Raw genomic sequence first — 24220 nt, 5'->3', positions numbered from 1 at the left:
TTCCTTAGTCTTGATGTTTCAACGCTTCCAACTCCTCCCAACGGGAGAAGGCGTGTTCCAATGCGGCCTCTGCCGCATGCAATGCATCCAGTTTGGACTGGGTCTGCTCCGCCGGCAGGGAGAAGAAGCCGGGATGGTTGATCTCCGCCTGCAGGGCATCGAGTTCCGTTTCCAGCTGCTCCAGCCGGGCTGGCAGATTATCCAGCTCCAGTTGCAACTTGTAAGAGAGTTTGCGTGTTTTTTTCGCTGGCTCAGCCGCCAACGCGACAGGCTCTGCCACCTTGGCCGCGGCCGCCTTGATCGCCTGTTGCTGACTCTGCTGGGCCCGGGTGGCCATCATGTCGGCATAACCGCCCACATAATCGCTGATCCGCCCATCCCCTTCAAACAGCCAGCAGCCGGTCACCGTATTGTCGATGAAGCGACGATCGTGGCTGACCAGCAGCAGGGTGCCGGGATAATCGGTCAGCAGCTCTTCCAAAAGTTCCAGCGTTTCGACATCCAGGTCGTTGGTTGGTTCATCCAAAATCAACAAGTTACTGGGTTTGAGGAACAGCTTGGCCAACAGTAGACGGTTTTTCTCGCCCCCTGACAAGGCCTTGACCGGGGTCCGCGCCCGTTTGGGTTCAAACAGGAAGTCCTGCAGGTAGCCGAGGATATGGCGGGAGCGGCCGCGCACCATCACTTCCTGCTTGCCCTCCCCCACGTTGTCCACCACAGTCTGCTCGGGATCGAGCTGTTCGCGGTACTGATCGAAATAGGCCACTTCCAGGTTGGTGCCGCCCTTGACCAGCCCGCGGCTCGGCTCGAGCTGGCCCAGCAAGAGCTTGATGAGAGTCGATTTGCCGCAGCCGTTGGGGCCGACCAGGGCAATCTTGTCGCCCCGCAGCACCTGCAGATCCAGCCCCTGGAACAGGGTACGATCGCCAAAGTCCAGGCCGAGCCCTTCGGTCTCGAACACCAGCTTGCCGGAGCGGTTGACGTCGTCCATCTGCAGCTTGGCCTTGCCCTGCAGCTCACGGCGCTGGCTGCGCTCCATGCGCATCGCCTCGAGGGCGCGCACCCGGCCTTCGTTGCGGGTACGGCGGGCCTTGATGCCCTGACGTACCCACACCTCTTCCTGGGCCAGCTTGCGGTCGAACTCGGCGTTTTTCAGCTCCTCGACCCGCAGCCACTCCTCCTTCCCTTGCAGGTACTGATCGTAATTGCCGGGCCAGGAGGTGATGGCGCCCCGATCGAGATCGATGATCCGGGTCGCCAGCTTGTGAATGAACTCCCGATCGTGGGAGATGAAGACGATGGCGCCGCGAAAATCCTTGAGGAACTCTTCCAGCCAGTTGATGGCGTCTATGTCCAGGTGGTTGGTCGGCTCGTCCAGCAGCAGCAGATCCGGGTCACAGGCGAGCGCACGGGCCAGGGCCACCTTGCGCAGCCAGCCACCGGACAAACTGTCGAGGGTCACGTCGGGATCCAGCCCCAGCAGGGTCAGCACCTGGCTGATGCGAGTCTCGAGCTGCCAGCCGTTCTGATAATCGAGCTGCTCCTGCAACTCGCTCATCTTGCGGATGTTGGCGTCGGAAGGATCGTGGCCCAGCTCCAGGGAGATGTGGTGATACTGCTTGAGCAGCTCCCCCACTCCGGCCAGCCCTTCGGCGGCATAGTCGAACACGGTCAGCTCGCTCGAGGCGGGAGGATCTTGCTCGAGACGGGTCACCTTCAAGTCCTGCTGCAACACCAGACGGCCGTCATCCAGGGAGAGCTCACCGGCGATGACCTTCATCAGGGTGGACTTGCCCGCCCCGTTGCGCCCCACCAGACAGAGGCGCTCGCCGCGCTCTATGGTCAGCTCGGCATTGTCGAGCAGCGGGAAATCACTGAACGACAGACAAGCGCCGTGCAATGTCAAAAGTGCCATGTTTGTTCCTTGTTACTTATGAAAAAACGGGCGGCAGACTCTGCCCCCGTTTCATCGTCAAATCAGCCTCACCCCTGACGGGCAAGCCAGCCCTTGAGCTGTGCCAGGGTGAAGGGCCAGCCCAGTTCGCGGCCGGCGTCATCCCGCAGCACAGGGATACGCACCCGGTAGGCCGCAAGCCACTGCTCGTCCTCCATGATGTCACACTGGCGAGTACTGGCGGCAAGGCCAGCCTCCTCCACCAGCGCCCAGGCCTGTTCGCACAGGTGGCAGCCGTCGGTGTGAAACAGGGTCAGCATCAGGCCTGCGTCTCGGCGTGGGTGATGATCCAGCAGTTGTGGATATGCTGGTTGCGCTCAAAATCCTTGGGCCGGGTCTTGCCGGTGATGTTCTGGGCCTTGAGGCCAGCGGCCTCGAGACCGGCCAGATCCATCTTGAAGTGGCGCTTGTTGTTGGAGAACACCAGGGTGCCGTCCGCCGCCAGCAGGCGTTTGAGGTGCTGCATCAGCAGCAGGTGATCCCGCTGCACGTCGAAGCTCTCGTCCATCCGCTTGGAGTTGGAGAAGGTGGGCGGATCGATGAAGATGAGATCGTACTGATCTTCGGCCTCGGAGAGCCACTTCAGGCAATCGGCCTGGACGAACTTGTGCTGACGGCCCACCAGCGAGTTGAGCCGCATGTTGTCCTGCGCCCAGTTGAGGTAGGTGTGGGACATATCCACAGTCGTGGTTTCGCTCGCCCCGCCAAGGCCCGCGTGCACGGTGGCACTGCCGGTGTAGGCGAACAGGTTCAGGAAGCGCTTGCCCTTGGCCATCTGACCCAGCATGCGACGGGTCTGACGATGGTCGAGGAAGAGGCCGGTATCCAGGTAGTCGTAGAGGTTGACCCACAGACGGGCGCCGTACTCCTGCACCTCCATCCGGTGCTGCTCTTCGGAGAGCTTCTGGTACTGCTGCTTGCCTTCCTGACGCTCGCGCACCTTCAGGATCACCTTCTCGCCGTCCATGCCGGTCACCTTGATGGCGGCCTGCACCATGTCGAGCAGACGCTGACGGGTCTTCTGGGCGGGAATGTCCTTGGGCGCGGCGTACTCCTGCACCACCAGGTAATCCCGATAGCGGTCGATGGCGGCGTTGTATTCCGGCAAGTCGGCGTCATAGAGGCGATAGCAGTCGATCCCCTCCTTGCTGGCCCACTTCTCGAGGGTCTTCAGATTCTTGCGCAGACGGTTCGCGAAGTCTTGGGCCACCTCTTTCTGGGAGGCCACGGAGTCGAGCGCAATCTGGTAGTTGCGCAGCTGACACTCCAGCGCCCCGTTGAACAGGCGATATTGCTTGTCGGCCCGCAGGCGCAGGCAGCTCAGCAGCTCAGGCGAGGCAGACAGAATAGTGACCTTCCAGCCCTGGAAGCTGCGGCGCAGGGCATCGCCCAGGGCCTGGTGCACTTCCAGCAGGGCCGGGAACTCCCCCAGACGCTCGCCATAGGGCGGGTTGGAGATCAGCATGCCGATCTCGCGGGCCTCCCCTTCCACAGCCGGCATCGGCAACGGGTTCTCAAGCGCGGTCACGTCGGCCTGCTTGAAGGTGATGAGGTGGGCCACGCCGGCCGCCTTGGCATTGTCGCGTGCCTTCATCAGCACACGAGGGTCGGCATCGCAGCCATACAGCTTCACTTCGCAGCGCTGCATGCCACGCTTGGCGCGTACCTGGGCTTCCATCATCAGGCTCTGCCACAGATCGCCATCGTGTTGCAGCCAGCGATCGAAACCGAAGCGCTCCCGGCGCAGGGCCGGCGCCATGTCGGCGGCGATGAAGGCCGCTTCAATCAGCAAGGTACCTGAGCCGCACATGGGGTCCATCATGGGCTCGCCGGCCCAGCCGCTGCGCGCAATCATGGCGCAGGCCAGGTTCTCTTTAAGGGGCGCCTCGCCTGTGCCCTGACGGTAGAAGCGCTGATGCAGCGCCGGGCCGGACAGGTCCAGGGTGATGTTGGCCTTGCCCTTGCCCAGGTGCGCCATGATGCGAATGTCCGGCGACTTCTTGTCGACGTCCGGGCGCACATGGCCGCGCTTGGTGAAGCGGTCAACTATGGCATCCTTGATCTTCAGCGCGCCGTACTGGGTGTTGCGAATGGCCGGGTTGGTACCGGTGAAGTCCACGGCTATGGTGGCGGTACCGGGGAAATGCTCTTCCCAGGGAATGGTGTGGGCACCGAGATAGAGATCCAGATCGTCGTTCATCTGGAATTCGGAGAGCACCAGCACGATGCGGGAGGCAAAACGGCTCCACAGGCAGGCCTTGTAGCCGATGGCCAGTTCGCCTTTGAAGTGGACGCCGGCCACGGTCTCACGGACCTGCTCCGCGCCCAGGGTGGTCAGCTCGACGGCCAGCAGGTTTTCCAGCCCCTTGGGGCAGGTTGCAAAAAATTCTTTCATCACGCTCACGGGGATGCCATAAAAATAGTGCCGCATTATACCTTATCGGCCCGCACTCGGCATCCGAACCTTGGGGTTCGCGCGAATATAAAGGGGCTGGCCGACGCAATGGCTACCATTTTTTGCTCTTGTCACCGGCACAGAGGGCGCGGGCTCGATGAGGCAACTCAATATCCAGTGCAGAAGGGCGTGCGCCGAACGGCGACGAATTGACTCAAGAAAGGTGCCGCAATGGCATGGGAGAAACGAGCGATAAATAACCGACGTCGGTTATTCCGAGGGCGTATGAATATCAATCAAAAATAACGTGCAGAGGCAGCATCAGCTGACCTGTCGATATTGTGCCTGGGCACGGGTCCTGGTCTGCATCCGGTTATTCATCACCTTGATCACCGCGAACCTTGGCAGGATCTTGCTGGCGGTCAGCACCAATTCCTCGGTCAGGTTCAGGCAGACGCTCGCCTGTTCCCCGGCCTCGATGACCATGAACTCTCCCCTGCCATGGGATGTCTGCATCGACACCAGGGAGCCCATTTCCGGCGAGCAATGAGTCTGCTGTTCATGAAAGAACCAGCTTTGTGGCATCAGGGGTTTATAAAAGCGGCTGACGGCGATGGCATTGAGTACCAGCTGAACCTGATGGGGAACACTCCAATCGAGTTCGGCGGCCTTGTCCATCAACTGATAATAGAGGGCGGCATCGTCGACACAAAAGGGCTGGGTCGTGAAGGAGCTGGGGACGAGTTGTCGTCCCTTATATTCGGTGGCGAATATCATGCGATCGGATAAATCCAGCATCAGACGATCATCCTGAGCATCATAATGCCACTGCCAATTGTCATTGGGTTGGATACACATGGAGTTGCCCTTACTTAAGCCGTCCCTCGACTTTATTCCATGTCGAGAATTTGAGCAACTTTAAATAAGGGCAAGCGGTTATCTTTTAAATATGGGTAACTATCTCTTTGACCAGACTCGGGCCCTTATAAATAAAGCCACTGTAAATCTGGACCAGACTGGCACCCGCCGCCAATTTCTCCCGGGCAGCCATGGCGCTGTCAATACCGCCCACCCCAATGATAGGCAGGGCCCCATTGAGGGCCTTGGCCAGCTGGCGGATCACCTCTGTGCTCTTATGCTGGAGCGGACGGCCGCTGAGACCACCGGCTTCACCGGCATGGGGCATGTCATAAATCATGTCACGCTCCAGGGTGGTATTGGTGGCGATGACGCCATCGATCCCGTTTTTGATCAAGGAGGCGGCAACCTGATTAATTTCATCCAGGCTGAGGTCGGGGGCAATTTTAACGGCAAGGGGGACGTACTTCTTATATTGCAAGGCCAGCTCCTGCTGCCGAACCTTGAGGGCAGCCAGCAACTCATCGAGCGCCTCGCCATATTGCAGCGAACGCAACCCCGGGGTGTTGGGAGAGGAGATATTGACGGCGATATAACCGGCATGATCATAAACCTTGTCCATGCAGATCAGATAATCGTCCTTGCCCTGCTCTATGGGAGTGTCCTTGTTCTTGCCGATATTGATGCCGATCACTCCCTGATATTTGGCCTCTTTCACCTTGGCCACCAGATGATCGACACCCTTGTTGTTGAAACCCATCCGGTTGATGATCCCTTCCGCCGGAATTACCCGGAACAACCGCGGCTTGTCATTACCGCTCTGGGGCTTGGGGGTCACAGTGCCTACTTCAATAAAACCGAACCCCATGGCACCAAATGCGTCGATACACTCCCCGTCTTTATCGAGGCCGGCAGCCAGTCCCACCGGATTGGCAAAATTAAGCCCCATGACAGTGACGGGGCGTTGGGGGAGTAAATGACGGAAGAAACAATCGAGCGGTGTACCGAGAAGGCGGGGCAAATACTTGATGGAGAGATCGTGTGCCTGTTCCGGATTGAGTTTGAACAGAAAATGCCTGGCGAGGGGGTACAGCATGTTTGCTCCTTAAAAAAGCCCCGGCAACTGGCCGGGGCTTTTGGGGTTATGCCGAGGTTCGGCAATTCAACTGGAGCAGGTTCAACTCTCGCAAGGCCACCGAGAACTTGGCGAACTCGTGAGTACTCGTGGTCTTGAAGTCGGCCAACATATGGGTCCAACGGGACAAGAGTTGCTCATGCTCCGAAATCCAGTCGGCCAGTATGGTAGCGCATTCCCCCTGCTCTTTGCACCCTTCCAGTACCACTGAGGTGAGGCTGCGTTGCTGCCAGTCCAGATCCTCGCGGAAGGAGGCCCTGGCCATCGCCTGCCAATGGTTGCCCACTGGCTGATGGTTGATCTGCTCGAGGAACCAGTGCAGATCCAGCTTGGCGCCGAGGCGGTAGTAGACGTTGGCGGCGCGCACTATGTCGGTCTTGTGCTCCGCGGCAATCTGCGCCAGATCCAGGCTGGAGAACAGGCTGCTCATGTGGGCGACCTGACGGGCGATGGCTTCCGGCACCTGTTTGGCCACCAGCTCCGCGACCTTCTGCTGATGCTCAGCCACTTCGCTCTCGTCCATCACCTCGTAAAGGTGCTCCCCCAGGGTCTCGAAGGCCGGACGGAAGAAGGCGATGTTCTCCCCTATGCTCCAGCTGCGGTTGCGGGCACGCAGGAACCAGCGGGTGGCACGACGCACTATGCGGCGGCTGTAGAACATCAGCTCGAGCTGGGTGTTGGCATCCACCAGGTTGTCACAACCCTCGATGTCGCGCCACAGGGTCCCCAGACCGAACACCTCACGGGCCATGGCGAAGCAGCAAGCCACTTCGGCCACAGAGGCACCGGTTTCGTCCTTCATCCGGCTGGCGAAGTTGAGCCCCATGTCGTTGACCAGCATGTTGGCCACCCGGGTCGCGATGATTTCGCCGCGCAGCGGGTGCTGGGCCAGCTCGGCACCGAACTGCTGCTGCAACTGGGCCGGGAAGCTGGTGACCAGCATGTTGGCGAGGAAGGGCTCCTCGGTCACTTCCGGGCAGTTGAGCTGCTCTTTCAGTACCATCTTGCCGTAGGCCACTAGCACGGCGAGCTCGGGACGGGTCAGCCCCTGCCCTGCCGCCATCCGCTCGGAGAGCTCCTCGTCGGAGGGCAGGAACTCCAGCGCACGGTCCAGCTTGCCTTCACGCTCCAACCCCTGGATGAAACGCTGCTGCTCTTTCAGCTGTTCGGCGCCGCGGAAGGCGGTGACCGAGATGGACTGGGACTGGCGATAGGCGTTGGTGATGACGATCTGCGCCACATCATCGGTCATCTCGTACAGCATCTGGTTGCGCTGCTTGAGAGTCATGTCACCTGCGGCCACCAGCTGGTTCAGCAGTATCTTGATGTTGACCTCGTTGTCGGAGCAATCCACCCCGCCCACGTTGTCGGTAAAGTCGGTGTTGATATGACCGCCCTGGCTGGCGTACTCCACCCGGCCAAGCTGGGTGAAGCCAAGGTTGCCACCCTCGCCCACGATGCGGGCACGCAGATCACGGCCATTGACCCGCAGCACGTCGTTGCTGCGATCCCCCACGTCGGCGTCGCTCTCGCGGGCGCTCTTCACGTAGGTGCCTATGCCGCCGTTCCAGAGCAGATCCACGTTGAGGCAGAGCAGCGCCTTGATCAGCTCGTTCGGGGCCATGCTGGCCTTGTCGGTGCCAAGCAGGGTCTGAATTTGCGGGCTCAACTTGATGGACTTGGCGGAGCGCAGGAAGATGCCGCCCCCTACGGAGATGAGCTCCCGGTTGTAGTCATCCCAGCTCGAGCCCGGCAGCTCGAACAGCCGCTGCCGCTCGACGAAGCTCTTGGCCGCATCGGGAGCCGGGTCGATGAAGATGTGCATGTGGTTGAAGGCGCCCACCAGCTGGGTGTGCTCGGAGAGCAGCATGCCGTTGCCGAACACGTCGCCGGCCATGTCACCTATTCCCACGCAGGTGAAGTCGGTGGTCTGGCAGTTGACGCCGATCTCGCGGAAGTGACGCTTGACCGACTCCCAGGCGCCGCGCGCCGTGATGCCCATCTTCTTGTGGTCATAACCGACCGAGCCGCCGGAGGCGAAGGCATCGCCGAGCCAGTGGCCATACTCCTGGCTTATCTCGTTGGCGATGTCGGAGAAGGTGGCGGTGCCCTTGTCGGCGGCCACGACCAGGTAGTAGTCATCCTCGTCGTGGCGTACCACGGATTTCGGCGGGATCACCTCCCCCTTGATGATGTTGTCGGTGACATCGAGCAGGCCGCGAATGAAGAGGCGATAGCAGGCCTTGCCCTCTTCCTGGATGACGGTGCGGGGCGCCCCCACCGGCATCTGCTTGCAATAGAAGCCACCCTTGGCGCCGACCGGCACTATGACGGTGTTCTTCACCTGCTGCGCCTTGACCAGACCCAGCACCTCGGTACGGAAGTCCTCCTTGCGATCGGACCAGCGCAGGCCGCCACGGGCCACCTTGCCCCAGCGCAGATGCACCCCTTCCACCCGCGGCGAGTAGACGAAGATCTCGAATTTCGGCAGCGGCAGCGGCATGTCGGTGATGCTGGCCGGGGCCAGCTTGAAGGAGATGTAGGGCTTGGCTTGACCCTCCTGATCCGGCTGATAGTAGTTGGTGCGCAGGGTGGCGTCGATCATCTCCATGTAGCGGCGGATGATGCGATCGTCGTCCAGGTTCGCCACCTGATCCAGCTTGGCGGCGAGCTGCTCGTGCAGCTTGACCTGCACCTTGGCATCCTGCTTGATGGCGGGATTGAGGCGCTGTTCGAACAGGGTGAACAGCAGCTCTGCGATGTCGGGGTAACGGGTCAGGGTCTCCTCGATATAGGACTGGCTGAAGGAGACGCCGGTCTGGCGCATGTATTTCGCATAGGCGCGCAGCACAGAGACCTGACGACCGGTGAGGCCGGCCCCCAGCACCAGACGGTTGAAGCCGTCATCTTCCAGGGTCTTGTTCCAGATGGCGGCGAAGGCCTGCTGGAAGCGCTGCTGGCTCTGGGCCAGATCGAAGGGCTGGGTGCCGCGCAGCAGCATGGAGAAGTCGAGGATCCAGAAGATCTCGCCGCTCGGAGTGCGTACCTGGTACGGGGTCTCGCCGATGACGCGCAGCCCCATGTTTTCCAGCATGGGCAGCACGTCGGAGAGATGGATGGGCTCGGTGCGGTGGAACAGCTTGAGGCGCACCCGGCGATCGTTCTCTTCTTCCTGGGCGCGGTAGAACAGCATGCCCAGCGGCTCGGCTTCACTCAGGCCATCGAGGGCCATGATGTCGGCGACCGCAGAGCCCGGCAGCACGTCCTCTTTATAGGCGCGGGGGAAGGCGGTGCTGAAACGGCGGCGCAGCTCGTTGCCACGGGCCTCCCCGTAATGGGAGAGCAGCACGGAATCCAGGCGGTCGTCCCAGCTGCGGGCCGCTTCAATCAGGTTGTTCTGTACTTCGTTCACATCCACATCCACGTTGTTGTTGTTGACCCGCACTATGTAGTGGGTCCGTGCCAGCACGCCCTCGGTGAAGTAGACGTTGAACTCCACCTCCTCGCTGCTGCCAAAATACTTCTGCAAAATCTGTTGGGTCTTGACTCGCAGCGCCGTGTTGTAGCGCTCCTTGGTGACATAGACCATGCAGGAGAAGAAGCGGCCGTAGACATCCCGGCGCACGAACAGGCGCAGCATGTCGCGCTCCTGCATCTCCAGCACGCCAAGACCTGTGGCCAGCAGCTCCTCTTCCCGGGCCTGGATCAGCTCGTCGCGGGGATAGGTTTCCAGCACGTTCAGCAGCGCCTTGTAGGCGTGGGAACCCTTCTCGTGGCCGGAGGCGGCCATGATGCGCTCGAGGCGATGGCTGATGAGGGGGATCTGGGTGGCGCTGGTGTTGTAGATGGAGGAAGCGTAGAGACCGATGAAGCGATCTTCCCCCACCACCTTGCCGTGTTCGTCGAAGCGCTTGATGCCGATGTAGTCCACATAGGCCGGGCGGTGTACCCGGGACTTGGAGTTGGACTTGGTGAGGATCAGCAAATCAGAGCTCAGGGCCGCGTGACGGGCGCTGGCAGGCATGTTGCCAAGACGCTGCCCCTCGTCCTTGATGGAGTTCTTCATCAGGCCGAGGCTGGACTCCGGCAGCGGCAGGATCTCGTGATCCCCCTCCACCGCTTTCACGTCATAACGGCGATAACCCATCAGGGTGAAGTTGTGGGCGGCGACCCATTTCAAGAAGGCGACGCAGGAGTCGACCTCTGCCTGGCTGACCGGGTTCTTGCGCTTGGGCAGCTCCTCGATGATCTCGTTGAGGCGACCCAGCATGGGCTGCCAGTCCCCCACCGCCAGGGCCACTTCCCTTGCCACCGAGTTGAGCTCGGCGGTCAGGGCATCCATCTGTTCCTCATCCGTAAGATGATCGATCTCGATGAGGAAAGCGGTCTCGACCGAGGTCTGGGAGGCCGTGTTGTCCAGATCCAGAATGGCGCCTATCTTGCCCTCGCTGCCGCGAATCAGGTGCAGCGGCTGGTGCAGCATCATGTGGGCCGTGATACCCCGGCGCTTGAGGGCCATGCGGATGGAGTCCACCAGGAAGGGAGAGTCCTGCAGGATGATCTCGACGATGGTATGGGGAGACTGCCATCCATGGCGGGTCAGCTCGGGGTTGTAGACCCGGATATAGGGCTCTGTGCTGGTACGCTGGTTGAGCGCATTCCACAGGCTGAGCGCCGCCCCGTAGAGATCGCTGTCATTGCGATCGTGCAGGTCGGTGCTCGCCATGTTGCCGTAGAACTTGGCGACGAAGCATTCGACCAGGGAGGCGCTGTTCTTGGGCAATTTCTGATGGATCAGGCTGAGAACGTTTTCGAGCAGAACTGAGGTAGGGGCGTCTTTCAATGCCATTGCTAGTTTCCTTATCGGACGACATCACAGACACGGCGACATCCACCCAGGATGCGCGCCGGTACAGAGTTGCTGCGAAGTGTAATGACTTGGATCGAGGAAGGCGAGCAAAGGTGATAACGGGATGTTAAAAACAAGGGGCAGATCACGGCTTGGGTTGTGATAAATTTTGCCAAGTCGCTAAAATTTAGAAAATCGCACTGGTTGTCAGTCGATTTACCGGATAGATAGTGACTTAAAGCAGATATTTACCCGGAATAATGTTCATGTTTTGTTAATTTATGCGTTTTGGGCTATCGGGGCGCTCATCGTCCTGCATTTGACACCGCAAGCAGGCGTATTCCCCTCTAGTAGGACGCTCACACGAGCGGTTCGACTACGGCAAGTTACCCTTTCGAGGCAAAGGCCACCGGGATGAACGGCGCGCTCTTGGATGGTGAGCAACCCTCAGGAGATCCTCTCCAGGCGAACAAAGCGGTGATCCTCCTGGGTCACCAGCCGAAAGTGGCCGTGCACCCCGTTGACGCTGACAAAGGAGCGGATCTTTTCCAGGCCCAGCTCTATGGTCAACCCCTGTTCGGTGCGCACCACCAGGCGTCTGGCCTGGCCCTGGTACATCAGCATGATCTCGTCGCGGCCAAGGGCCAGCCGAAAGGTGTACTGCCTCATTCCCCCTCCTCTTGATAAAAAACGGGCAGGAGAGCCTGGCTCCCCTGCCCGTGACCAGCACGCTTACTGCGCCAGTGCCTTGCTTACCTTCTCGAACAGATCCCGTGCCAGCCCCTCGAGGTTGGCCAGACGGGTCAGCTCGGCCCGGATCAGCGTCTTGCGCCCCTCATCCAGTCGCTTGAACTGGATGAGGGGCGTAATGAGGCGGGACGCCACCTGGGGATTGACCTCGTTGAGCGCGATCAAGAGATCGGTCAGGAAGCGATAGCCGCTGCCATCCACCGCGTGGAACTGCACCTGGTTGTTCATGGCAAAGCTGCCGATCAGGGCCCGCAGCCGGTTCGGGTTGCGGATGCTGAAGGTAGGATGGGCCATCGCCTGCTTCACCTCATCCAGCACATCGGCGGCAGGCTTGCAGCCCACCAGGCGCAGCCAGTTGTCCAGCACCAGGCCGTCATGGGCCCACTTGCCCTCAAAATCGGCCAGCAGTGCGGCGCGACATGGCAGCAGATAGCCGTTTGCCACCTGCAGCGCCGCCAGGGTGTCGGTCATGTTGTCGGCCGCCGCGTATTGCTCTCGCACCAGCACATCGGCCTGCTCCGCATCCTGGGCCGCCAGATAACCGAGCACCACGGCCTTGAGGGCGCGCTTGGCGGTGTCAGCATGGATAACCCTATAGCCCGTCAGGCGCAGACCCTCATAGGTGCTGGCCAGCCGGGCACCAAAGGCGTGGGCCAGCGAGGTGTGGATCTCGTTGCGCACCCGATGGATGGCATCGATATCGGCCACCTCGAACAGCTCGGCCAGGGTCGCCTCACCGGGCAGTGCCAGGATCTCCGCCTTGAGGGCCGAGTCCAGCTCGGCTTCGTCCAGAATGGCGACGAAGGCGGCCAGCAAGGTTGGGGAGAGCTCAACCCCCTGCCCTTGCTGCACCCGTGCCACCCCATCGATGACCGCCTTGTTGATCAGCATCTGGGCCGCATCCCAGCGGGCAAACTCGTTGCGGGCAAAGCGCATCAGGAAGGCCAGCGCCTCGTCGCTGTAGTCATAGTGCAGCTTGACCGGGGCGGAGAAGTCCCGCAGCAGGGAGGGAACCGGCTTGACCGGCACCCGATCGAAGACGAAGGTCTGCTCCGCTTCCAGCACGTCGAGCACGTTGCCGATGGCCTTGCCCTGGTATTGCAGCGCAATGGCAGCACCCTGCTCGTCATAGAGTTCGATGTCGAGGGGGATATGCAGCGGCAGTTTTTGCGGCTGATCCTGGGTCGGCGGGGTGTGCTGGCGCACGTGGAGGCGATAGACGCCGCTGGCGGCATCGTAGTCGTCGGTCACGGTCAGCTCGGGGGTGCCGGACTGGCTGTACCAGCGACGGAAACGGCCGAGATCCACCCCGGAAGCATCTTCCATCGCCTGCACGAAGTCATCGCAGGTGGCGGCCGAGCCGTCGTGACGCTCGAAGTAGAGGCGCATGCCGGCCTGGAACTTATCCTCACCCAGCAGGGTGTGCAGCATGCGGATCACTTCCGACCCCTTCTCGTAGACGGTCAGGGTGTAGAAGTTGTTCATCTCGATCACCACATCCGGGCGGATGGGGTGGGCCATGGGGCCGGCGTCTTCGGCAAACTGTGGACCCCGCACTGTGCGCACGTTGTTGATGCGGTTGACCCCGCGCGAGCCCAGATCCGAGGAGAACTCCTGATCCCGGAACACCGTCAGCCCCTCTTTGAGGCTGAGCTGGAACCAGTCGCGGCAGGTGACCCGGTTGCCGGTCCAGTTGTGGAAGTATTCGTGGGCGATGACCCGCTCTATGCCGTGGTAGTCGCCGTCGGTGGCGGTGGCCGGGTTGGCCAGCACGAACTTGGAGTTGAAGATGTTGAGCCCCTTGTTCTCCATGGCGCCCATGTTGAAGAAGTCCACCGCGACGATCATGTAGATGTCGAGGTCGTACTCGAGACCGAAGCGCTGCTCGTCCCAGCGCATGGCGTTGATGAGGCTCTCCATGGCGAAACCGGCGCGGTCCAGGTTGCCCTTGTCGACAAAGATCTCGAGGGCCACCTTGCGGCCGCTTTTGGTGTCGTAGTGGCTGCGCTCCACATCGAAGTCACCGGCCACCAGGGCAAACAGGTAGCTCGGCTTGGGGAAGGGATCCTGCCACTGCACGAAGTGGCGACCGCCGTCCAGCTCGCCGCTGTCGACCTTGTTGCCGTTGGAGAGCAGATAAGGGTATTTGGCCTTGTCGGCGGTGATCCGGGTACTGTAACGGGCCAGGATGTCGGGCCTGTCCAGGTAATAGGTGATGCGGCGGAACCCTTCAGCTTCACACTGGGTGCAGTAGGCATCGCCGGACTTGTATAGCCCCTCCAGCGCCGTGTTGGCGGCGGGATCCAGATCCGTGACTATGGTCAGCACGCACTCGGCGGGCAGGTTGAACAGTGTCAGGCTGCTCTCCCCCTGCTCGAACCGGGTGTAGGGGACACCGTCCACGCTGACGCTGTGCAAGACCAATCCTTCCCCATCCAGCACCAGGGGCTCGTTGTGCTCGCCGCTGCGGCGCAGCCGGGAGATGGCGGTCACCCGGGTCAGGGGCTCCTGCAGCTGAAAATCGAGATCGATGCTGTCGATCCAGTAGAGGGGCGCCTGGTAATCCTGGCGATACTTGGCCGTCATGGCCTGGGAGTGATCGGTCATTATTGTGTGCTTCCACGCGTTGTTATCAACGTGTCAGAGGCTGTCACAACGGTCCCGCAGGGTCAAATAGTTTGCATTCAGCCAAAAGAGAGGGCGACCTGAGTCGCCCTTGTATTCATGCGGATGTCACCCAGGACACTCAGCCCTTGCTGAGCTTCGCCAGATCCGCCGTGATGTTCGCGGCTTCGATCTGATACTCGTCAGGGGCCTCGAAATCGGCAGGCAGTTCATCCAGGCTCTTCACCGTCGGCTTGCCAAGGCGGGTCAGTCGCTCGTTGGCTCGCGCCAGCGCCTTCTCGTCCTGCTTGGCCTGATCCGCCAGTCGCTCGGCTTCGTTCAGGGAGACCGACTTCTTGTCCTTGTCCGCCTGATACTCCTTGATGTCCTGCATCACGTAGGCAAATTCAGGATCCTTGGCGATCCGCGCCTCGTGAGCCGACTTCAACTTGGACAGCAGACCGGAGAAGTCCCCCAGCTTGTCGTAACTGGCCGAGGCTATCTTGTCCCAGGGCAGAGCGTTGAACTCCCGGCTCTCCCCGGTCTCGTCCGGCGAGACGGCGGTCGGGAAGTTGATGTCCGGCGCCACCCCCTTGTTCTGGGTGCTGCCGCCATCGATCCGGTAGAACTTGGCGATGGTGTACTGCACGTGACCCAGCGGCTGCTCGTAGAAGTCGTAGACCTTGGCCAGGCTGCGATGCTGCTGCACAGTGCCCTTGCCGAACGAGTTTTCACCGAGGATCAGGGCGCGGCCGTAATCCTGCATGGCGGCAGCGAAGATCTCGGAGGCCGAGGCGCTGTAGCGGTCGATCATCACCGACATGGGGCCGCCGTAGTAGACGTTGCCATCATCGTCGCCATTGACGGTGATACGACCCATATGATCCCGGATCTGCACCACGGGACCGCTGGCGAAGAAGAGACCGCTCAGGGCCGAGGCTTCCGTCAGGGCGCCGCCGCCGTTGCCGCGCAGGTCGACGATGAGACCATCTATCTTCTGCTTGTTGAGGCTGGAGAGCTCCTTGATGACGTCGTCATGGAGATTGACGTAGAAGCTCGGGATCTCGAGTACCCCTATCTTCTTGCCTTCGGCGTTGATCACCTTGGACTTGGCGGCCCTGTCTTCCAGGCGCACCTTGTCGCGGGTCAGCTCCACCAGCTCGGTCTTGGCGGTGGCGCCCTTGCCGCGCTGGATCTCCAGCTTCACCTTGCTGCCCTTGGGCCCCTTGATGAGTTCGACCACGTCGTCGAGACGCCAGCCGATCACATCGACAATCTTGCCGTCGTCCTGCCCCACCCCGGTGATCTTGTCATCGGGTTTGAGGTGGTTGGACTTGGCCGCCGGGCCGCCGGGCACCAGGGAGCGGATGACGGTGAAGTCATCTTCCGCCTGCAGCACGGCACCTATACCCTCCAGCGAGAGGTTCATCTCGGTGTTGAAGCGATCGGCGCTGCGCGGCGAGAGGTAGCTGGTGTGGGGCTCGATGGCACGGGCGAAGGAGTTCATGAAGAGCTGGAACACATCCTCGCTCTCGTTCTGGGACATCCGCTTGATGGCGTTGTTGTAACGCTTGCCAAGCAGCTCCTTGATCTCGGGCCACTCCTTGCCGCTGAGCTTGAGGCTCAGGGCATCGAACTTGACCCGTTGACGCCACAGCTCGTTGAGCTCGGCCTCGTCTTTGGGCCAGGGAGCCCCTTCCCGATCGAAGATGTAATTGTCAGGCTGGGTGAAATCCAGGGGAGTGTCGAGCAGTTTGAGGGCGTATTCGAACCGCTCGTAACGCCGCTGCTGACTCAGGTTGAACATCTCGTAGGCCGGAGCCAGACGCCCTCTCTCGAGGTCGGTGTCAAAACCGGTACGGTACTTTTCAAAACGGCTGATGTCAGAGGCCAGAAACAGGTTGCGGCTGTAGTCCAGATTCTCCAGATACTTGTCAAATATCACGGAGGAAAAGGCATCGTCCAACTTGAACTGTTTGTAGTGAGAGCGGGTAAACAGATTGGCAATTCGCTTGCTGGCCGTAGCATGTTGGCTCTCCTGAGCCAACACAGGCAAATCACTTTCCTTGAGCACCGGCTCGATGGCCTGCGCGAGCCCGGCAAGCGCCAGGCTACAGGCAACGAGGGAAAAACGAATCACGCCATGCTTCAACATTCGTCTCCTTAGAGAACCAGATGCTCGAACTTGACCCGCAACATCATGCCGGTCTGCAATTGAACCTGTACGTCATCCTTGGTCACTTCCTTGATGGTCGCAGGCAGGGGAGACTTGCCCAGCATGACGCGCACGCCTTGATCCACTTTCAGGGAGGCGGCATCCACCTTGACCAGGGGAGCATCGGCTACAGGCGCGGCCTTGGGGGCAGACTTGGGCTTGTCGGAGCGGGGAGCATCGGCCTTGCGCGGCGCGTTGCGGCGCGGCTGCTTGGGCTTGTCTTCCTTCTCCTTGGTGTTGGTGCGGCGGCTGGCAAAGACACGCTCTTTGCTCTCCTTGAGGGCCTGTTTGGCATGTTCGATGTGCTCTTCGGTCAGCAGCTCACCGGGGTTGCCATCCAGATCGACACGGGCCTGGCCAGCCTTGAGGCCATGCAGGTAACGCCAGCTGGAGGTGTATTGACGCAGAGCAGAGCGCAGCATGGTCTTGGAGACTCTCTCGTCATCAGCAAGACGCGCGGCCAGATCCTGGAAGATGCCAATCTTGAGTGGCTTGGCCTCTCCTTCAGCGATGAAGCAGGCCGGGAATTTCTCGACCAGGTAGGCAACGATCTCTTTACTGTTCTTCAGCTTTTCAGTGTTTTCCATGTATAACCTTGGCTTTCATATAGACGCACGGGCATGCCCGAACACAACAAAGGCCCTATTATAGAGAGCTTGGGACCTTTTGCGAACCATCTAGCAATGACTTAGAGCATGCTTTCCAAAATTTGCACCGTTTCTTCGAGGCCAATTCGGTCCTCCTGGTCGAAACGGTTAAAAATCGGACTATCCACGTCCAGCACCCCGATGATCTCACCACCGCGACGCAGCGGAATCACGATTTCAGAATTGCTGGCGCCGTCGCAGGCGATGTGACCCGTGAACTGATGTACGTCGTCCACCAGCTGGGTCTTGCCCTCGGCCACCGCAGTGCCGCAGACGCCGCGGCCCACCGGAATGCGCACGCAGGCCGGCTTGCCCTGGAAGGGGCCGAGCACCAGGGTCTCCCCTTGCAACAGATAAAAACCGACCCAGTTGATGTCGGCCAGCTCCTGATTGAGCAGGGCAGACAGGTTCGCCAGGTTGGCAATCAGGTCGGGTTCACCCTCCAGCAGAGCCTGGGCCTGTTGGTTGAGGGTGCGATAAAATGCTTGTTTTTCAATCATGATTAAATGAACTTCACTCCTTGATAATGAATGCAAGGTACCGACCTGCCTGAAAAATTCAAATCAAATTTCACTTCTCCCCCCTCCTGGGCCATAAACAACGGCCCCCTGTCAGGGGGAAACCCCCAGCGCCAGTTGCTGGCGCTGGCCATTGCTCCACTCGATATTGAGCAGCCACTCCATGGCCTCAGTGGTGCAACTTCCTACCTGAGCGGCCCCCTGCCAGCCCCCGTCCTTCGCCTCGAGTTGCACCGGGATGACCCCCATGAACATGGTCTTGCCCTCCAGCCAGGCCTTGGTGGGGGTGATGGCGGGGGATCCCCCCTGAAGGCGCAACACAAAGTCATGTTCAGGGCGGATCGGCAAGCCCTCTATGCTGGCCGTCAGGGGCATGTCACCGACCAGAAGGGAGCAACTGCTGTGGGACAGATCACAAATCTGATCATTTGTTCCTGTCGCCTCCCCCCTCGGCGGGCCCGAAAACCAGGTCCGATAGGCCATCAGGGAGAGCAAAATAGCCAGCACTATGGTCAAGTGCACGATTTTGCGTGAAGTGAGTCTCTCTTTCATGAAAAAACAGCCCTGTAAGGTACTTTAAAAATGCGATTTTCGTGATCTTGCGCAAGGTAAAAACTGGCGGGCACGAGACCCGCTGGAGCCAAATATATCACTGTTTGTACTGTTATTTTACCGGTCAGTTCAGTATCATTCTCAATGAATTTTCATTTAACCACCTTTTGCTTTTCCTTTTATTAACAGATGTTAACGAGAGGATTTTGCAAATCAGGGGTGAAAATGGCCCCGATTACCGGGCGAAAAACAAACAACAGCATCGGAAGCGGAATACAACGATGAGCCATACAACAAACCACCCTGAGTACAACTACACCGTTGTGCGCCAGTTCACCGTCATGACGATTGTCTGGGGAATTGTCGGTATGTCGGTTGGTGTACTGATCGCAGCCCAGTTAATCTGGCCTGCCCTCAACTTTGATACCCCCTGGCTGACCTACAGCCGCCTGCGTCCCCTGCACACCAATGCGGTCATCTTTGCATTTGGCTGCAGTGCGCTGATGGCCACCTCCTTCTACGTGGTACAACGTACCTGCCAGGTCAGGCTGTTTGGCGGCCCGCTCGCCTCCTTCGTGTTCTGGGGCTGGCAGGCGATCATACTCGCCGCCGCCATCACACTGCCGCTGGGATACACCACTTCCAAGGAGTATGCCGAGCTGGAGTGGCCCATTGACATCGCCATCGCCGTGGTCTGGGTGAGCTATGCCATCGTCTTCTTCGGCACCCTGGTCAAGCGCACCACCTCCCACATCTATGTGGCGAACTGGTTCTTCGGTGCCTTCATCATCACTGTGGCCGTGCTGCACATCGTCAACAACATGGAAGTGCCGCTCTCCGGCATGAAGTCCTACTCCATGTACTCAGGCGCCATGGATGCCATGGTGCAGTGGTGGTATGGCCACAACGCGGTCGGCTTCCTGCTCACCGCCGGCTTCCTGGGGATGATGTACTACTTCGTGCCCAAGCAGGCGGGTCGCCCGGTCTACTCCTACCGCCTCTCCATAGTGCACTTCTGGGCGCTGATCTCCCTCTATATCTGGGCCGGTCCGCACCATCTGCACTACACCGCCCTGCCCGACTGGGCCCAGTCCCTTGGCATGGTGATGTCCCTCATCCTGTTCGTCCCCTCCTGGGGCGGCATGATCAACGGCATCATGACCCTGTCCGGTGCCTGGCACAAGCTGCGCTATGACCCCATACTGCGCTTCCTGATCGTGTCCCTGTCGTTCTACGGCATGTCCACTTTCGAAGGCCCCATGATGGCGATCAAGACGGTCAACGCCCTCTCCCACTACACCGACTGGACCATAGGTCACGTTCACTCCGGTGCCCTGGGCTGGGTTGCTATGGTCTCTATCGGCGCCGTGTATCACCTGATCCCGAACCTGTTCGATCAGGGCCGCATGTACAGCATCCGCCTGATCAACGTTCACTTCTGGCTGGCGACCGTGGGCACTGTGCTCTACATCGTCTCCATGTGGATTTCCGGGGTGATGCAGGGTCTGATGTGGCGTGCGGTCAACGATGACGGCACCCTGACCTACAGCTTCGTGGAGGCGCTGCAAGCTTCCTATCCCTTCTATTTCGTGCGCTTCCTGGGTGGCTGCTTCTTCGTCACCGGCATGTTGCTGATGGCCTACAACGCCTATCGCACCGTCACTGCGCCCAAGGGTTCCCTGGAACCCGTCGCACAGCCAGCCTGATCTGAAGGGGTTTAAAGCATGAGCAACAACAACCGTCACGAAATTTTTGAAAAGAGCGTCCCCATGCTGGTGATAGGCATCATCTTTGCCATCAGCCTGGGGGGCCTGGTCGAGATCACGCCGCTGTTCTTCCAGAAGCAGACCAACGAGCCGGTGGAGGGCCTCAAGGCCTACACAGCCCTGCAGATGGAAGGACGCGACATCTACATCCGCGAGGGCTGCACCGTCTGTCACAGCCAGATGATCCGTCCGTTCCGCGCCGAGACCGAGCGTTACGGTCACTACTCGGTCGCCGGCGAGAGCGTGTGGGAGCACCCCTTCCTGTGGGGCTCCAAGCGTACGGGTCCGGATCTGGCCCGGGTCGGCGGCCGCTACTCCGATGATTGGCATCGCGCCCACCTCATCAATCCGCGCGACGTGGTGCCCGAGTCCAACATGCCCGCCTTCCCCTGGCTCGAGACCAATGTCCTGACCGGTGAGCTGACCGGCAAGAAACTGGCGCTGTTCCGGGATCACTTCGGGGTGCCCTATACCGATGCCGACATCGAAGGTGCGGCCGAGGCAGTCAAGGGCAAGACCGAGCTGGATGCCCTGGTGGCCTATCTGCAATCACTGGGTCATGCCCTGAAATAAGGAGTCGGGATATGGATTACGGCACATTTCGCGGCCTGTACACCCTGCTGCTGATGATCATCATGATCGGCATCATCGTCTGGGCATACAGCAAGCGCCGCAAGGCCTCCTTCGATGAGGCTGCCAACCTGGTTTTTGCCGATGACGAGCAACCCAGTGCTGATAACAAGAACGCAGGAGCGAAGCAATAATGAGCACTTTGTTTAGCATTTTTGTGACCGTCATAAGTCTGGGCACCATACTCGGCTGCTTCCTGCTGCTGATGTGGTGCATGAAAGACAAGATGGGGACCGAAGAGGGCAAGCCCATGGGGCACACCTTCGACGGCATAGAGGAGATCAACAACCCGCTGCCGAAGTGGTGGTCCTATATGTTCCTCTTCTTCATCGTCACCGGTCTCATCTACCTGCTCGCCTTCCCGGGTCTGGGCAACTGGAAGGGTCTGCTGGGCTGGCAGAGCTCCAACCAGGACGTTCGCTCCCTGGCAGAATCCAAGGCGGCGGCAGCCTCCGCCAAGGATGAAGGGCGCGCGGTGGAATACGATAGGGAACTGGCCAAGGCCGACGAGGTCTATGGCGCCAAGTTCCGCGAGCTGACCTACCAGGCCGACGGCAAGAGCTACAAGGAGATCACCGAGATCGCCAAGGACCCGGAAGCCCTGAAAGTGGGTCAGCGTCTGTTCCTGCAGAACTGCTCCCAGTGCCACGGCTCCGATGCCCGCGGTGGTCGCGGCTTCCCGAACCTGACCGACAGCGAGTGGCAATGGGGCGGAGAGCCTTCCCAGATCAAGACCACCATCATGGGCGGTCGCCAGGGTATCATGGCCGCCTGGGGCGAGATCCTGGGTCAGGACGGAGTCAAGGAAGTGGCCTCCTATGTGCTGAGCCTGTCCGGCCGCAAGGTCGACTTGGTTGAGGCCAAGAAGGGGGAAGCCCGTTTCGCCATGTGCGCCGCCTGTCACGGCCCGGATGCCAAGGGCGGCATCGCCTTCGGCGCGCCGGATCTCACCAACAACACCTGGTTGTATGGTGGCTCCCGTCAGGTGGTCGAGCAGACCATCACCCACGGTCGTCACGGCGTGATGCCGGCCTGGAAGGATATCCTGGGAGAAGACAAGGTCCACCTGCTGGCGTCCTATGTCTATAGTTTGTCCCACCAGGCACAGTAAAATAAGCAGTAACATGTGATAAGCACGTGATTACGCAGCAAAAAGCCTCGACTCTTCGAGGCTTTTTGTTATCTTGTGTTGGCTAAAATCCCTCCATTTCGTTAACCATATGTTTCGGTAGCACCATGACTCAACCCTGGTATCGCCAATTCTGGCCCTGGTTCATCATCGCCCTCCCCTGCGCCGCCGTGATAGGCAGCATCGCCACCGCCATCATCGCCAGCCAGGATGGGGTCAACCTGGTGGCGGAAGACTATTACAAGCAAGGCAAGGAGATTAATCAGGATCTCAGCAAGTTCGATCGCGCCGAGGCCCTCGGCATCCGCGTCGAGCTCTCGGTCAGCGACAAGGAGCTGACCCTGAAGCCCCTGTCGGGGGAGATCCCCGCCGGTCAGGCGCTGCACCTCTCCCTGTTCCACCCGACCCTGGCGGGCCTGGACAGCGATCATCTGCTCACTGCCGATGGCAAGGGGGTCTATCGCCTGATGCTGGACAAGCCCCTCACCGGCAAGTGGCACATCCGGGTCGATGCCTTCAACCACGAGTGGCGCCTGCAAGAGACGGCGCAGTTGCCGACCAAGGCCCCGGTGGAACTCGATCCCAAGGGACGCTGAGCTCTGGATGAGCGGCTGCGTTCATCCAGACATGACGGCGTCCTCCCTTATCTCGCCCACACGGGCAGCTTCCAAGAGGGATAATGACCATGACCGGCTGTTTTCACTGTGGTGAACCGGTTTCCACTGGCAGTGACTTTACCCTGGAGATCAAGGGTATAGTGCAACCCATGTGCTGCCCTGGTTGCCAGGCCGTGGCACAGACCATTCTCGAATGCGGCCTTGCTAGTTACTACGAGCACCGCACCGCCCCCGGCATCAAGGGGGAGCTGGTACCCAGCGAGCTGGCCGCCCTCACTCACTACGATCTGGCCGAGGTGCAGCAGGAGTTCGTCACCGAGACGGGCACCCTGCGAGAGATCCAGCTCAGTGTGGAGGGGTTGACCTGCGCCGCCTGCGCCTGGCTTATCGAACGCCACCTGATGGGGTTGCCGGGCCTGCACTATGTCAACGTCAACACCACCACCCACCGCGCCCGCATCAAGTGGGATCCGGACAGGCTCTCGTTAAGCGACATCCTCAAGGGGTTCGCCAAGATAGGCTACCGCGCCTACCCCTTCCAGACCCACAGCCAGGAAGCCCTCTACGCCCGCGAGGTGCGCAGCTACATGTTCCGCATGGCGCTGGCCGGCCTCGGCTCCATGCAGGTGATGATGTGCGCCGTGGCGCTCTACATGGATCTCTTCATCAGCGTGGAAGAGGAGTTCATGATCTACTTCAAGTGGATAAGCCTGCTGCTCTCCACCCCCATCATGATCTACTCGGCCCAGCCGTTTTACGCAGGCGCCTGGCGCAGCCTGAGACAGGGTCACCTCTCCATGGATGTCTCTGTGTCGCTGGCCCTCATCGGCGCCTTCGTCGCCTCCATCTGGGCCACCGTCTTCAACACGGGTGAGGTCTATTACGACTCCATCACCATGTTCGTCTTCTTCCTGCTGCTGGGGCGCCTGCTCGAGCTGAGGGCGAGGCGAAAGGCATCCGAGTCAAGCTCCAACCTGGCGCGCCTGGTGCCCATCATGGCCACCCGCATCGATGCAGATGGCGAGCACGAGGTGGCCGCCAAGACGCTGCGGGTGGGGGACAGGGTCCGGGTGCTGGCCGGCGCCACCCTGCCGGCAGACGGCATCATCACTTTAGGGCAGGCCAGCCTCAACGAAGCCATGCTGACCGGCGAGCAACTGCCCCTTCTCAAGCTGGCGGGGGATCCCGTCTTCGCCGGCACCATCAACACGGATGCGCCGCTGGAGATCCGGGTCAGCCACCCCATCGAAGAGTCGCGCCTCGCCCAGATCATGCGGCTGCAGGATCATGCGCTGGATGACAAACCCGCCATCGCCCAGCTGGCGGATGTGCTCTCCCGCCATTTCATCCTGGTGCTGCTGCTTATCGCCGCCGGGGTCTGGACCTTCTGGCACTTCCATGACCCGGAGCGGGCCTTCTGGGTCACCCTGTCGGTGCTGGTGGCCACCTGCCCCTGCGCCCTGTCGCTGGCGACCCCGACGGCGCTCACCTCGGCCACCGCCCACCTGACCCGCAGCGGCATACTGCTGCGCCGCGGCCACGTGCTGGACGTGCTGACCCGGGCCAACCGCATAGTGATGGACAAGACAGGCACCCTGACC

At 60.4% G+C, this 24220-nt stretch carries 18 protein-coding genes; 6 read left to right on the top strand and 12 right to left on the bottom strand.

Going from position 1 to position 24220, the window contains the following annotated elements; genetic code table 11:
• Window positions 1–4: 4 nt before the first annotated feature.
• From uup to G4923_RS08860, 12 genes are all read right to left on the bottom strand, one after another.
• A complete protein-coding gene (gene uup / locus G4923_RS08915) occupies window positions 5–1915 on the bottom strand; it encodes an ATP-binding cassette ATPase Uup (protein ID WP_111910620.1) in 1911 nt (636 codons plus the stop codon).
• 68 nt (window positions 1916–1983) lie between these two features.
• Window positions 1984–2214: a glutaredoxin family protein gene (locus G4923_RS08910; protein ID WP_106886761.1), complete on the bottom strand. Its 231-nt coding sequence runs from the start codon at window positions 2212–2214 to the stop codon at window positions 1984–1986.
• On the bottom strand, window positions 2214–4385 hold the full coding sequence (rlmKL, locus tag G4923_RS08905) for a bifunctional 23S rRNA (guanine(2069)-N(7))-methyltransferase RlmK/23S rRNA (guanine(2445)-N(2))-methyltransferase RlmL (RefSeq protein WP_163136659.1): 2172 nt from the start codon (window positions 4383–4385) through the stop codon (window positions 2214–2216). The genes G4923_RS08910 and rlmKL overlap by 1 nt, the downstream gene beginning before the upstream one ends.
• A 285-nt stretch (window positions 4386–4670) precedes the next feature.
• The gene (locus tag G4923_RS08900; protein WP_106886759.1) at window positions 4671–5207 is read right to left on the bottom strand and encodes a cell division protein ZapC; all 537 of its coding nucleotides are present in this window, start codon (window positions 5205–5207) and stop codon (window positions 4671–4673) included.
• Between the two features lie 85 nt (window positions 5208–5292).
• Window positions 5293–6303 (bottom strand): quinone-dependent dihydroorotate dehydrogenase, encoded by a 1011-nt coding sequence (pyrD, locus tag G4923_RS08895; RefSeq protein ID WP_163136657.1) that lies wholly within the window; start codon window positions 6301–6303, stop codon window positions 5293–5295.
• Between the two features lie 46 nt (window positions 6304–6349).
• Window positions 6350–11191, bottom strand: coding sequence for an NAD-glutamate dehydrogenase (locus tag G4923_RS08890; protein ID WP_163136655.1), 4842 nt, complete (start codon window positions 11189–11191; stop codon window positions 6350–6352).
• 447 nt (window positions 11192–11638) lie between these two features.
• Window positions 11639–11860 (bottom strand): DUF2835 family protein, encoded by a 222-nt coding sequence (locus G4923_RS08885; protein WP_106886756.1) that lies wholly within the window; start codon window positions 11858–11860, stop codon window positions 11639–11641.
• Window positions 11861–11923: 63 nt separating this feature from the next.
• Window positions 11924–14548 carry an aminopeptidase N gene (pepN, locus tag G4923_RS08880; protein ID WP_163136654.1) on the bottom strand — a complete coding sequence of 875 codons (2625 nt, stop codon included), beginning with the start codon at window positions 14546–14548 and terminating at the stop codon, window positions 11924–11926.
• Window positions 14549–14687: 139 nt separating this feature from the next.
• Window positions 14688–16700 carry a carboxy terminal-processing peptidase gene (gene prc / locus G4923_RS08875; protein ID WP_163136652.1) on the bottom strand — a complete coding sequence of 671 codons (2013 nt, stop codon included), beginning with the start codon at window positions 16698–16700 and terminating at the stop codon, window positions 14688–14690.
• A gap of 8 nt (window positions 16701–16708) precedes the next feature.
• On the bottom strand, window positions 16709–17347 hold the full coding sequence (proQ, locus tag G4923_RS08870; protein WP_163136650.1) for an RNA chaperone ProQ: 639 nt from the start codon (window positions 17345–17347) through the stop codon (window positions 16709–16711).
• 101 nt (window positions 17348–17448) lie between these two features.
• Window positions 17449–17907, bottom strand: coding sequence for a GAF domain-containing protein (locus G4923_RS08865; protein ID WP_005329612.1), 459 nt, complete (start codon window positions 17905–17907; stop codon window positions 17449–17451).
• A gap of 111 nt (window positions 17908–18018) precedes the next feature.
• Window positions 18019–18477, bottom strand: coding sequence for a hypothetical protein (locus G4923_RS08860; RefSeq protein ID WP_111910627.1), 459 nt, complete (start codon window positions 18475–18477; stop codon window positions 18019–18021).
• 281 nt (window positions 18478–18758) lie between these two features.
• Here G4923_RS08860 and ccoN point away from each other — a divergent pair, with 281 nt between their 5' ends.
• From ccoN to G4923_RS08830, 6 genes are all read left to right on the top strand, one after another.
• Window positions 18759–20183: a cytochrome-c oxidase, cbb3-type subunit I gene (gene ccoN / locus G4923_RS08855; protein WP_106886751.1), complete on the top strand. Its 1425-nt coding sequence runs from the start codon at window positions 18759–18761 to the stop codon at window positions 20181–20183.
• Window positions 20184–20201: 18 nt separating this feature from the next.
• Window positions 20202–20816: a cytochrome-c oxidase, cbb3-type subunit II gene (gene ccoO / locus G4923_RS08850; RefSeq protein ID WP_106886750.1), complete on the top strand. Its 615-nt coding sequence runs from the start codon at window positions 20202–20204 to the stop codon at window positions 20814–20816.
• An 11-nt stretch (window positions 20817–20827) separates the two neighbouring features.
• Complete coding sequence (locus tag G4923_RS08845) at window positions 20828–21007, top strand: cbb3-type cytochrome oxidase subunit 3 (RefSeq protein ID WP_005329633.1); 180 nt, start codon at window positions 20828–20830, stop codon at window positions 21005–21007.
• Window positions 21007–21984, top strand: coding sequence for a cytochrome-c oxidase, cbb3-type subunit III (ccoP, locus tag G4923_RS08840; protein WP_106886749.1), 978 nt, complete (start codon window positions 21007–21009; stop codon window positions 21982–21984). Before G4923_RS08845 ends, ccoP begins: the two co-directional genes overlap by 1 nt.
• Window positions 21985–22109: 125 nt before the next feature.
• On the top strand, window positions 22110–22598 hold the full coding sequence (locus tag G4923_RS08835) for a FixH family protein (RefSeq protein ID WP_106886748.1): 489 nt from the start codon (window positions 22110–22112) through the stop codon (window positions 22596–22598).
• A gap of 89 nt (window positions 22599–22687) precedes the next feature.
• On the top strand, window positions 22688–24220 hold a 1533-nt coding region (locus G4923_RS08830), incomplete at its 3' end, for a heavy metal translocating P-type ATPase (protein WP_163136648.1).

Source organism: Aeromonas rivipollensis, assembly GCF_010974825.1.
Lineage (GTDB): Bacteria > Pseudomonadota > Gammaproteobacteria > Enterobacterales > Aeromonadaceae > Aeromonas > Aeromonas rivipollensis.
This window is presented reverse-complemented; position numbering and strand designations above follow the sequence as displayed.